The sequence below is a fragment of the Rhodococcus sp. YL-1 genome (assembly GCF_001942025.1).
Lineage (GTDB): Bacteria > Actinomycetota > Actinomycetes > Mycobacteriales > Mycobacteriaceae > Rhodococcus_F > Rhodococcus_F qingshengii.
This window is the reverse complement of the sequence record NZ_CP017299.1, coordinates 2946460-2958389: the sequence shown is the minus strand read 5'-3', so window position 1 is coordinate 2958389 and position 11930 is coordinate 2946460. Positions and strand designations below refer to the sequence as shown.

11 protein-coding genes and 1 pseudogene are annotated in these 11930 nt (G+C 62.7%); 5 read left to right on the top strand and 7 right to left on the bottom strand.

Translation table 11 applies throughout. The annotated features are described in order from the left end of the window. Positions 1–11: 11 nt before the first annotated feature. Both BH682_RS13890 and BH682_RS13885 read left to right on the top strand, forming a co-directional pair. Positions 12–608 carry a CHAP domain-containing protein gene (locus tag BH682_RS13890; RefSeq protein ID WP_007728059.1) on the top strand — a complete coding sequence of 199 codons (597 nt, stop codon included), beginning with the start codon at positions 12–14 and terminating at the stop codon, positions 606–608. A 209-nt stretch (positions 609–817) separates the two neighbouring features. Then, positions 818–1546: an HD domain-containing protein gene (locus tag BH682_RS13885; RefSeq protein WP_075833115.1), complete on the top strand. Its 729-nt coding sequence runs from the start codon at positions 818–820 to the stop codon at positions 1544–1546. Here BH682_RS13885 and BH682_RS13880 read toward each other — a convergent pair whose 3' ends face one another. Further along, positions 1547–1918 (bottom strand): cupin domain-containing protein, encoded by a 372-nt coding sequence (locus BH682_RS13880; protein WP_003945018.1) that lies wholly within the window; start codon positions 1916–1918, stop codon positions 1547–1549. A gap of 89 nt (positions 1919–2007) precedes the next feature. On the opposite strand from BH682_RS13880, the gene BH682_RS13875 reads away from it, so the two are divergent. Beyond that, a complete protein-coding gene (locus BH682_RS13875; protein WP_075833113.1) occupies positions 2008–2826 on the top strand; it encodes a helix-turn-helix domain-containing protein in 819 nt (272 codons plus the stop codon). A gap of 203 nt (positions 2827–3029) precedes the next feature. Here BH682_RS13875 and BH682_RS13870 read toward each other — a convergent pair whose 3' ends face one another. Both BH682_RS13870 and BH682_RS13865 read right to left on the bottom strand, forming a co-directional pair. Further along, on the bottom strand, positions 3030–3377 hold the full coding sequence (locus tag BH682_RS13870; protein ID WP_223304667.1) for a hypothetical protein: 348 nt from the start codon (positions 3375–3377) through the stop codon (positions 3030–3032). Further along, a complete protein-coding gene (locus tag BH682_RS13865) occupies positions 3374–4429 on the bottom strand; it encodes a LacI family DNA-binding transcriptional regulator (protein ID WP_223304668.1) in 1056 nt (351 codons plus the stop codon). Before BH682_RS13865 ends, BH682_RS13870 begins: the two co-directional genes overlap by 4 nt. Before the next feature lie 70 nt (positions 4430–4499). Here BH682_RS13865 and BH682_RS13860 point away from each other — a divergent pair, with 70 nt between their 5' ends. Beyond that, positions 4500–5729 carry an MFS transporter gene (locus tag BH682_RS13860; protein WP_039972887.1) on the top strand — a complete coding sequence of 410 codons (1230 nt, stop codon included), beginning with the start codon at positions 4500–4502 and terminating at the stop codon, positions 5727–5729. Here the strand turns inward: BH682_RS13860 and BH682_RS13855 are convergent. The 4 genes and pseudogenes from BH682_RS13855 to BH682_RS13840 all read right to left on the bottom strand — a co-directional run bounded on the left by BH682_RS13855 (position 5690) and on the right by BH682_RS13840 (position 11434). Beyond that, complete coding sequence (locus BH682_RS13855) at positions 5690–6358, bottom strand: class I SAM-dependent methyltransferase (protein WP_075833109.1); 669 nt, start codon at positions 6356–6358, stop codon at positions 5690–5692. The two genes, BH682_RS13860 and BH682_RS13855, sit on opposite strands and share 40 nt — an antisense overlap. Before the next feature lie 36 nt (positions 6359–6394). Further along, positions 6395–8938 (bottom strand): annotated as a pseudogene (locus tag BH682_RS13850) (polynucleotide kinase-phosphatase). Continuing rightward, positions 8935–10359 (bottom strand): 3' terminal RNA ribose 2'-O-methyltransferase Hen1, encoded by a 1425-nt coding sequence (locus BH682_RS13845; protein WP_075833107.1) that lies wholly within the window; start codon positions 10357–10359, stop codon positions 8935–8937. Before BH682_RS13845 ends, BH682_RS13850 begins: the two are co-directional and overlap by 4 nt. Before the next feature lie 37 nt (positions 10360–10396). Beyond that, positions 10397–11434 carry an Rv2578c family radical SAM protein gene (locus BH682_RS13840; protein WP_003944842.1) on the bottom strand — a complete coding sequence of 346 codons (1038 nt, stop codon included), beginning with the start codon at positions 11432–11434 and terminating at the stop codon, positions 10397–10399. Positions 11435–11532: 98 nt separating this feature from the next. On the opposite strand from BH682_RS13840, the gene BH682_RS13835 reads away from it, so the two are divergent. Beyond that, entirely contained in the window at positions 11533–11898 is a 366-nt protein-coding gene (locus tag BH682_RS13835) for a RidA family protein (protein WP_019748335.1), read from the top strand. The last annotated feature ends 32 nt before the right edge of the window (positions 11899–11930 follow it).

Here is an 11930-nt window from a genome sequence, read left to right as displayed (position 1 = left end):
ATCGTGGCGTGATGTCGCACGCACCGAATACGCCCAGACGCACTCTCGCTGTTCTGGGCGTATTCGGCGTTGCGGTGGTCGTAGTTGTCGCCGGCGCACTGTGGTGGTTCGCGCGCGGCGACGACGCTCTTGCCGGCGAGAATCTCGATTCGTTCCCGGCCGTCGACCACAGCATTCTCAGCGCTCAGCAGAGTGCGCTACTGGGCGTCCTCGAGCAGGAATGGGAGTCAGGGAGTCCCGGCACCAAGTACGCCGAGGGTGTCGAAGAATCGTGGTGTGCCGATTTCGTGAGCTGGTCGATGAACCAGATCGGCACGCCGTTCTCGAACCCCAACTCAGGGTCGTGGCGCATCCCCGGGGTGTACACGCTGCAGGAGTATTACGAGTCCGTCGACGCGTTTGTCCCCTACGGTCAGGACTACCAACCCAAGGTCGGCGACACGATCCTGTACGGCGACTCGAGCCCCTTCGGCCAACACGTCAACGTCGTTCTGGTCAACGACGCCGGCACTCTGACGACCGTCGGCGGCAACGAGAACAACAAGGTCATGCTCCATCGCATCGTCCCGTCGGAAGTCCCGGGGATCGTCGGGTTCGGCGTCATCTGAGCCCGAGCCCCACCGTCGTTGCTTGATGGTTCTTGCGATGTGCAGAGGTGAGGCTACAGATTGGGGGTTGCCGTTGGATGGCACTTGCTTTCAACCAATATTCGGATAATTCCGTGTTTCCGTCATTGACAGATATTGGACATCTGTGAAGAAGTTTCCCTGCCAACTAGATTCGTATCCAGCTGTCCCCCACCCAGAACAGGAATTCGATGCGCCCTGGTGAGCTCACCACTCTCGAGCAGATACAACTCATGGCCCGCGCGGCTGCTGCGCAGGCCATGAGTGCTCCGTCGATGCTCCGACTCCGGCTCGGCCGCTACCCCACTCGCACACCCGAGCTGCGCAAACGCCCACTCCCCGACACCAAGCTGTGCAGCGAAGCGCTCGATCACGCCAGAGGAACCCTCTCCCCCGCGGTCTTGAACCACAGCCTGCGCTGCTGGATCTGGGCCGACGCCTTCGCGCAGATCGATGCGATCGAGTACGACCCCGAAGATCTCTTCACTGCGTGCGCCCTTCACGATGTCGGACTGGGCGCAGAAGGATCGGCCGAGCACGGGTGTTTCACCTACATCAGTGCCGCAGACGCAGAAGAACTCGCGACCCGAGTGGGAACTTCGGAGAGGTCGGTACAGCGAATCGGCGAAGCGATCCGTCTGCACATGGATCTGACCGTCGACCGCGGCACGGGCGCTGACGCCTACCTACTGCATGCCGCAGCGCATTTCGACGTTGCCGGTCGGCGTGCGCCCGAAATTCCGCGAGCAACTGTTGATGCAACAATCGCGGAGTACCCGCGAACAGGGTTCACCGACGAGTTCGCGCAGTCGATGCGGCGCGAGGTCGAGCTTCGTCCTCACTCTCGCGCGGCGACGCTCTGGAGATCGGGAATGGCCTTGCCGTTGCGTACCAATCCCCTGGATTGGAAGAGCCGGTAACTACGAAAAGTCCTCGAGCACTGCGGTTCGCGCCCCTCCGACGTTCCCGGTATTCACCACGCCAACGGGTTCGATCAACATCACCTCCGCTTCGTCCTCGGCGATCGGGCAATGTTCGACTCCGCGCGGTACCACGAACAGTTCACCGGGCCCCAGTGGAACATCTCCGTTTCGGAGTTGGATTCGAATCTGCCCCTTCGTCACCAGGAACATTTCGTCGGTGTCGGTGTGGGAGTGCCAGACGAATTCACCTTTGATCTTGACGATCTTGATCTCGTAATCATTGAGGGCCGCAATCTTCTTGGGCGACCAGTGCTCGGTGAACTGACCGAACTTCTCGCGGAGCGATACCGCTGTTGCCGAACTGTTCATGTTGTTCCTCCCTCGGGCGCGCCACCATCGCGATGACGACCCCGCCACTCTTCGTCACCCGAGGCAGCTGCGTCTTGTACGTTTCTGACATGGATCCCCGCGGCGCACAGATCACCGCGTGGGCACCGGGCCTCGCGGGAATCACCGAGGTCTTCCATGCCGATTTCGTCGGACACGCCTATCCCAAACACACGCACGATCAGTGGTCTCTGATGCTCGTCGACCGCGGCACGATTGCATACGACCTCGATCATCGCGCTCATGGCGCGGCACCCGAGATCGTGACTCTGTTGCCGCCAGGCATCGCACACGACGGAGTTCCGGTCACCGAGGCCGGATTTCGTCAACGAATCCTCTACCTCGACACGTCAGTTCTCGGCGAGGTCCTCATAGGCCCGGCGGTGGACAGCCCCGAGATTCGAGACCCTCTGCTGCGCCATCGCATCGATCAACTGCACTCTGCACTCGGCCCGGACGGCGAATCACTCGAGGCCGAAAGTCGCCTGGGATTCCTCGCTGAAAGATTGAACGAGATCCTCACACCGGCCACAGGTCGATCCCGTCACACGCGGACCGTTGACGAACGCGTTGCCGATCAACTTCGGGACCTGCTCGATGCGCGACTCACAACGGGAATCACGATGCGGGAAGCGTCGAACATCCTGCAGCGGAACCCCACGTATCTGATCAAGAACTTCGCGAAGCATTTCGGGCTTCCGCCTCACAAGTACGTGACGGGACGTCGAATCGATCTGGCGCGACGCGCAATCCTCGCCGGGCGCGAATTGGCGGACGTGGCCGTCGACGTCGGATTCCACGATCAATCCCACCTGTCGCGGCACTTCGTCAAGCATGTCGGGGCGCCGCCCGGTAAATACGCACTGAACGTGGTCGGCAGAGCGCGCTAGTCGAAGCACCTGGCACCGGTTTCGTCGAGCAGACACTGACTCCGATCAGCTGGAGTCTGTGTCCACTGAATGAAAACGGTGTCAGGTCCCAACGATCAAGCAGCCGTCTCGAGGTCGACCAGGAGGAAGTCCTCGCGCCGCGGCCCGTATTCACGATCGGTCAGCTGATACGAGCGCAACGCACGAGGTGCACGGGCCAACTCTTAGAACCGCTCGGAGCCAGGCACGAATTGCCTCGTAGCCCAACCCCAGTTCGGGCCGTGCGGAAACTTCGGGTCGGGCAGCATGTCGGACTCCATCGACATGAGCCGCAGGCGCCGAACTACCCCGGTCGTGGCGGCATCTGCGCCGAAGTCTATCCACGCCTGACGCGCGTTTGGGTCGTCACGAGGAGTTCCGGCAAGTAGGTGCAATGCACCCGCGACTTCGGCAACCGCCCACCGGCGCGGGTTGTCGACATTCCAGGAGAGTCCCCACCGGACGGTCTCCCCCAATTCTGGAGGAACAAACCACCGAAAACGCAGACCGTCGACGATGACCGGGGTGATCATTTCGTCGAGGTTCGCCGACGCACCGACCATTCGACCGGCTCGACCGCATCGTCGAGCCCGAGAACCACGCGAGCTGCATTGCGCCCTTGATCGAACAGGGACTGGCGAACCGTTGTCAGGCCGGCGTCCGATGCGGCTGTTGTGTCGTCCCATCCGACGACTGCGACATCGTCGGGCAGCGCGAGGCCGAGTTCACGGATCGCGTCCAGAACCCCCAGAGCCAGTTCGTCACTCATCGCCAAGATGACATCGGGCCTTCGGCTCTCGGGAACGTCGAGCAGGGACCGAGCCATCCGCGCACCCTCGCTCCGCTCGTTGACAGTGACCACCCCCACCCGCACCGAGGACCAATCGAGGCCCGCATCGCGGACGGCGCGCTCGTAGCCCTCGAGCCGATGGCGGGACACCGGAAAGAACGCTTCACCTGGATCCACGTCCATCCGAATTTCGGACCGACGCTCACGATCCCACGGAAGGCTGATCACCGCGGGCCGCTGCGCCCCCGACAACCCGACTGCCGCGATCGCAACGGCGCCGGCAACATCGTCCATCCCGACGAGATCCACACCCTCGTGCAACGGACCACCCTGGATGCATGCGGGTTTTCCGGTGCCGACAATCGCGTCGAGGATGGGATCGTCGAAGACGGTGGTCCAGACGACAAAACCGTCTACTGCCGCGTCGCGAACTCTGTCGACGTCTCCCGGTTTCCCCGAGTTCGGCAGCATCATCAGCCCGGCGTTCGCATCCAGGCACGCTTCGGCGACTCCCGAGAGGAATCGCCGAGCTACTGCGTCTTCGAAGGCGTACGTCAGCTTCTCGCTGAAGACGACCGCGATGTTGTTGAATTTCCCGCTCCGCAAGGACTGCGCCGCCCGGTTCGGGCCCGCGTACTCGAGCTCTTCGGCGGCGGCGAACACCTTGGCCCGCGTTGATTCAGACACGCGCTCGGGCTGCGCGAAGGAGTACGACACCGACATCACCGACACGCCTGCGGCCTTGGCGACGTCGGCCATCGTCGGACGACTCGAACGCTGCGCACGTATGGCCATGAGCATCAGCATAGCGAGTGAAAAATATCCATTGCGCAGGTGTGTATCGATACATGTATCGTTACACAACATGAGTGCTCGACTGCCGAAGGCAACCACGCTACGGCTGATGACACTGGCCGGAGCAGCCTTCGCCTACGTGACGGCCGAAATGCTCCCCGTCGGACTGCTCAGCGAAATCTCGACGGACCTCGACGTCACCGAAGGGCGTGTCGGCCTACTGCTGACCTTCTACGCATACGGTGTCGCGGTCTTGACGCTTCCGCTGATTGGAGCGGTCAAAACCTGGCCGCGACGACGCGTCGTCGTTCTGACGGTGGCCACCCTCGCGGTGTCGCAACTGGTCGCAGCATTGGCCGTCAACTATCCGATGCTGGTGATCGGACGATTGCTCTGCGCTGCGACGCACGGAGTGTTCTGGGCTGTCGTTGCACCGGTCGCAGCCACTCTGGTTCCGCGCGGACAACAGGGCAAGGCAATCGCGATGGTGTATGCCGGTACGTCTCTCGCTTTTGTTCTCGGAGGGCCACTGTCTTCGGCGATCGGCCAGTCCTGGGGTTGGCGGACCGCGTCGGCGGCAATCGGTGTGGTGGCAGTGGTCATTGCTTTCTCACTGCATCGTGCGTTGCCCGAAATGCCGGTCGATCAACACCATCGGAGCAAGCGAGACAAACCGAAGCCGACACCGGCGATGAAACGGGCACTCGCCGTCATCTGCGCGGCAACGCTGTTTGCCGCCCTGGGGCAATTCGCTTCGTACACGTTCTTCACACTTCTGGTGGAGGAAAGCCTCGGCTCGTCCGGTGGCATCCGTACCGCGATGCTTCTGGTCTACGGCGCCGCCGGCGCCGTCGGAGTGTGGGTCGCCGGCAAGTACTACGACCGCCGACCACGCCTCTTCACGCTCATCTCGATCGCGACGGTGGCAGGCGCGCTGGCCATCTTCTGGCTCTTGGCGCCGTCGATGGGAGCGTTCGCTGTCGTCGCCACGATCTTGTGGGGTGCGGCGTTCACCACCGTTCCGATCTGCCTCCAGTCCTCGGTTCTGCGCGCCGTCCCTATCGGGACCGACCGTGCCTCGGCCATCTACGTTGTCGTGTTCCAGATCGCGATTGCAACGGGCGCTCTGCTCGGTGCGGCCGTCGTCGACAGTGGCGGGCTCTCACATCTGGCGGGCATCGGGGTCGCTCTGATGATCGCTTCGTTGGCGATAGTCGGGTTCGGCCGACGCGCGTTTCCCCAGGAACCGGAACGGTCTACTCACTCCCCCACCGACGCGCCGGCCGGACTCTCGTCGTAGATCAGGGTGTATCGCCAGAACAGTCGTCTCCTGATCCGGCTACCTGGCAGACACAACGCGGCCGCGCGCCGGACGTCAGCCATCGACTCACCCGGTTCCGCGGTGGGAGCTGTCATCGCCTTCAGTGGCTCGGAGGCAACCCGTCGATGCTTGACGACGCCGACGACGGGATTGCACACGGTCGCCAACACCGACAGGAGTGCGTCGGTGGCTGTGGTCGATCGATAACACCCGACCACGACGAGCCGCCCGCCCGGTTCGAGCAGGCTACTCAGCTGCTTCATCGACTCTTCGAGTGGCAGATGATGCAACGCTGCGACGACTGTGATCGCGTCGTACTTCGCCTCGGATGCAAAGTCCTCGATCCGCTGCGCGTCGATGATCACGTTCTCGTCGTCGACAAACCTTGCGCGCACGGCGGCCGAGGTTGTCAGGTCGGGTTCCACACCGACCACCACGTCGAACCGCCGACGCAAGAGGTCGATCAGATTGCCGGTCCCGCACCCCACGTCGAGAGCGCGACCGGACCTGACCCCGCGCAGATTACGTAGAACCCACCGGCCGTAGTAATCGTTGTGACTCCACGGATGGCGTCGGTTGAAACCGTCCACGCGAGCAATCACACCCATACCCGACGGTATCAATCCGAGCCTGCGCACCGGCCGTCACAACCGCGGGTCGACCGGCTCCGATTCGAGAGCCAACACCGCGAACACGGCCTGGTGCGCTCGCCACAAAGGTTCACGGTCGACGAGCCTGGATACCGCCTCCATGCCGAGCGCGTACTCGCGCAGCGCCATCGACTGCTTGTGTCCGAGGTTGCGATTGCGTAGCCGAGCAAGTGTCGACGGTTCGAGGTAGTCGGCACCGTAGATCAACCGTAGGTACTCCCGGCCGCGGACCTTGATCCCTGGCTGAACCTTCGCGTCGTACCCCCGCGGTCCGTGAATCTGATTCGCCAGCGGTTTGACGACCATCCCCTCACCACCGTCGCCGGTGAGCGACTCCCACCACTTCGTCGCTTCGAACACCGAGTCCTCGGAACCGAGATCGACCACCAGGCGACGTGTAGTGGTAAATCGACTCGGGTCGGCCGCGGCCAGGCGGTCCGAAATACCGAGGTGCCATTCGTGATCCCGTTCCCCGTACGACTGGCCCTCGGCCGCCAGAATCTGGAACGGCGCGATGGTGACGCCGTCCAGTCCGTTCGTCGGCCACACGTACCGTCGGTACGCCTCGCCGAAGCGCTCGATACTGGCGGCCCGAACAGTTGTCTGTTCGAACATCTCCGCCACGTCCAGGCCCCGCGACCCGGCCCGCGCCAGCACGGCCTCGCGAGCTGTGAGGTCTGATCGCCCGGCCGCCGCGACCGACGCGTACTGCGAGCGCAGCAGACCTTCCGCTTTGACGTTCCACGGCAACAGTTCGCAGTCGAGGAGCAGCCAGTCGGTGCCCAGCTCTTCCCACAACCCAGCGGAGGTGACTGCGGCGGCGATGTCGTCGATCAACTGCTGAGTCAGGTCGTCGTCGAAGAACTGGCGGCCGGTGCGGGTGTGCACCATCCCGGTGAGCGCATCCGGTGCATCGAAGCGGGACTGAGCAACCGATCGATCACGGCACACGAGCACCACTGCCCGCGAACCCATGTGCTTCTCTTCGCAGATCACTGTTCCGATTCCGCCGGCCCGGTATGCGTCGAACGCGGTCGACGGGTGTTCCAGATAGTCATCGGATTGGGCGCTCGCGCAGGGCGCCATGGTCGGCGGTAGGTACCGCAGCCATTGCGGCGCGACCGCGAATCAGCTCATCACTTCCAAGGCGCCGGCAGCGTTGTCGGTGCGAACGGACACTCGACCGCGCAGTTCGGTGTCGACGCCGGTCGTTTCGAGGACGTCGGCGAGATCGAGCACATCCGGATCACGAGTCGGCGGTGCCAGCGGTACCACCGGCTCGTACCAAACCTGCTCCGCCGGAACCGACACGATCTCTCGTTCCGGGTATCGAAGGGCGGTGAGGGATCCACCGAAGACGCACCCGGTGTCGAGGCACGCGGTGTTGTTGATCCATTCCACCTCGTGCACCGGCGTGTGACCGTAGAGGACCATCGCTGATCCTCGGTAGTCCTGCGCCCACGGGTATCGAACGGGTAAGCCGAATTCGTCCGTCTCACCGGTAGTTTCACCGTAGAGCGCAAAGCTCCGGACTCGACCGGATGCCCTGTTGTGGTAGTCCTCCTTGAGACCGGCGTGCGCGACAACGAGTTTGCCGTCGTCCAGGACGAGGTGCGCGACGAGGCCGTCACAGAAGTCGACGACGCTTTCGCGGAACTCCGCCGACTCGGTGGCCATCTGCTCGAGGGTCTCGGCGAGTCCGTGACTCGGCGTGACCTTCTTGCCGCGCAGCGCCTTGACGAGTTTGTTCTCGTGGTTACCCGGAACCGCTATCGCGTGTCCCGCCGCGACCATCCCCATGACCAGACGCAGCACACCGACCGAATCCGGACCTCGATCCACGTAGTCACCGAGGAAGACGGCAGTTCGCCCGACCGGCGGCACCGCATCGACAGCTCTGCCATCCGTCCCGAAGTCGATGGTGTAGCCGAGTTTCACGAGGAGCGTCTCGAGCTCGCTTCGACATCCGTGGATGTCACCGATGACGTCGAACGGACCACGCTCGACACGCAGATCGCTGCGGAGCGGGTGGCGCAAGAATGTGGCTTCGGAAACCGCGTCCTCACCTCTGAGTATGTGAACCGAACGGAAACCTTCCTTGCCCAACCCGCGAAGCGAGCGAGTCAGCTGTTGGTGCTGGCGGCGAATGACGTCGCGTCCGAACGTCCGATCAGAGCGTGCGTCGTTGCGCGCAGAACAGACCGATTCCGGAATATCGAGCACGACTGCCACCGGCAGTATGTCGTGCTCGCGAGCCAACGCAACGAGTCGCTTGCGCGCGGCGGGCTGGACGTTGGTCGCGTCGACCACCGTGAGGCGTCCGCGTCGCAAACGCTTGGCCGCGACGAACTCCAGCACTTCGAAAGCATCGGACGTCGACTCCTGTGAGTTCGGATCATCACTGACCCACCCTCTGAATGTGTCACTCGAGAGAGTTTCGAACTCACTGAAGTGACGCGCCGCAAAGGTCGACTTTCCCGAGCCACTGACGCCGATGAGTACTACCAGGGCGAGATCTGGAATCTCGTACACCGTCATGACGTTCGTGCCTCCTTCGTGAAGGTTGCCATCTGTGTCGGCCCGCCAAGGACCGGATCAATTGCTCCGACAAATTCGAACTCCACGCAATAGCCGTGGACTCGGGCCGTTTCGGATGCCCAGTCGCGGAATTGGGTTCGGGAGAACTCGAACCTGTGATCGGGGTGCCTGAACTCTCCCGCGGCCAATGCCGGATACAGCACGTTGTAGTCGGCATTCGGAGTAGTCAGCAGCACATACTGCGGTGCTGCGTCCACGAAGACCGATCTGACCAGCGCCGGCAGGCGCGCCGTGTCGACGTGCTCGACCACCTCCATCAGCACGGCTGCGTCGAAGCCTTTCAAGCGTGCGTCGCGGTACGTCGCGGACGACTGCATCAAAGACACACGTTCACGTTGGGCGTCGGACATTTCGGAGAACTTCAATCTGCGTTGCGCCCGTGTCAGTTCGCGCGCGCTCACATCGACGCCGACAAGTTTGTCGAATTGAGCGTGCGGCATCAGCACCTCGATCAGTTTGCCTTCGCCGCAACCGATGTCGACAATCGTTCTGACATGCAGTCGCTGAAGCGTCGCCAAAACTGCGTCGACGCGAAGCCGTGCCAGCGGCGGATCCGGTCGCGGTACTTCGATCTGCGCCTCTGCTTGGTCGGGAATCAGTCGATCGACCACCGATTCGACCAGGTCGCGTCGACGCGCCAGGTAGCGGGACATGATCAGCGCGGAATCCGGATGCGACGCCAACCACTCTCCAGCGACGCGGATCAACTTGTCTGCCTCGTCGGGTCCCACCCAGTAGTGCTTCACGTCGTCGAGGACCGGCAACAGCACGTAGAGGTGCCGAAGGGCACTCTGCACCGTGTGTTCCCCGGTGAGCGTCAACGACACGAAGTCGGAGTTTCCCCACGTCGGCAGGTGCGGATCAAGCTGCACCGGTATCGCGGTCACATCCCAGCCCAGCGGCTCGAACAACCGACGAGGCAATTCCGCATCGCCGCCGCACGGAACCACCGGAATCGAGACGGTCAACGCGAGTTCGGTTCCGACGAGTTCCGGGTGCGACTTGCACGTTCCCGTCAACGCGGTGCGAAACAGCTTCGACAGAGCAACCGAGAGTATTGACGACGCCGCATACGGCCGATCGTTGACATACTCACCCAGCGAAAAGTTGTCGCCACTCTTGCCGCGTCGATACCTACTCTGCACAAGTTCGATGGGGTCGACGTCCACAATCACTGCCACCGTGGTCTTTTCGGCTGAGGCCTCAGGGTACAGAACCGTGGCGGCGCCGATCGCCAAGTCGAAGCTTTGCACGCGGCCGGGATGTTTGTGCAGCAGGTAGCTCAACGCGGTCGCATCAGGAGTCTGCGGGGTCGGGGTGGACGTCAGTGTGAGTAGCACCAGGCGAATGTAGCCCGGCAAACGTCCGGGGCGCCTCCGATTTACGCGCCCGCGGCCGTCAGAACAAAGTGAGAGCTGCTCCCGCACCCACCAGTTCCCGGGGCGCCTCACGCGGCTCACTGCCAGCTGCGCTGACGTCTCGATGCTCCGAACGACCACCCAACCCATGGCGCTCGACCAGTGGCTCGACACGGCTTGCGAGCCAACGCTTGTATTCGGGAGTGACATACGCGCCCCGTCCGTACAGCTCGCGGTAGCGACGGATGAGCGCCGGATGTTCCTGAGCAAGCCAATTCATGAACCAACCCCGAGTACTCCCCCGCAGGTGCATCGGGAAGACCGTCACACTCGTCGCACCGGCTTCGGACAGTGCCTCGAACAGCCCGTCGAGATGACTGGTGGAGTCGGTGAGGAACGGAATGACCGGCGCCACCATGACATTGCACGAGAATCCCGCGTCGGTGATGGCGCGGATCATCTCGAGACGCGCCCGCGGCGACGGGGTACCAGGCTCGATCTGCTTCTGAAGTGCAGCGTCATTGATCGCCAACGACACACCGATTCCGACGTCGACCTGCGCTGCCGCCATTTTCAACAGCGGCAGGTCCCGTCGGAGCAGAGTTCCCTTCGTCAGGATCGAGAAGGGAGTTCCGGATTCGGTCAACGCGCGAATAATGCCGGGCATCAAGCGGTATCGGCCCTCGGCTCGCTGATAGGGATCGGTGTTGGTACCCAGTGCCACCGCCTCCCGTTTCCAGGACTTTCGCGCCAACTCTTTGCGGAGCACCGCGGCAATGTTCGTCTTCACGACCACTTGGGAATCGAAATCCGCGCCGGCGTCGAGGTCGAGATACTCGTGACTCGGTCTCGCGAAACAATATCGGCATGCGTGCGAGCAACCACGAAAAGCGTTGACGGTGAAGCTGAACGGCAACGTCGACTCTTCGGGCATCTTGTTGAGCGCGCTCTTGCAGAGCACCTCGTGAAACGTGATTCCCTCGAACTCGGGAGTCTGCACGGAGCGAACCAACCCGGCTCGTTCGAGTCCGGGTAGCGCTCCGTCATCTGCATCCAATGCCTGACCCGACCACCTCATGGCCCCAAGTCGAACACTTGTTCTAAGGTATGTCAAGATGGAGCGAATACCTGACCGTGCCTCACCACGGCCGGGAAGTTGTTGGCAGAATTCGGTGCATGTCGAACAGAATCAATATTTCGTCCGGTTCCGAATGGGAACCCAAGATCGGTTACTCCCGTGCCGTGCGCATCGGTAACCAGATCGCAGTCTCCGGCACCACCGCTCCTGGTGAGACCCTCACAGATCAGACCCGCGCAGCGCTCGAAACTATCAAGGCAGCACTTGCCGAGGCCGGCGCCTCGCTCGACGACGTCATCCGCACTCGCATGTACCTGCGCGACATGACGCAGTGGGAGCAGGCCGCTCTCGCGCACGGTGAAGTGTTCGGCGAGATTCGTCCCGCCACGACGATCCTCGAGGTCAGCTCGCTGATCGACCCCGCTCTGCTCATCGAGATCGAGGCCGACGCGGTTCTCAGCTGATCGCCAATCCGGACATTTGTGAAATGGGCGCC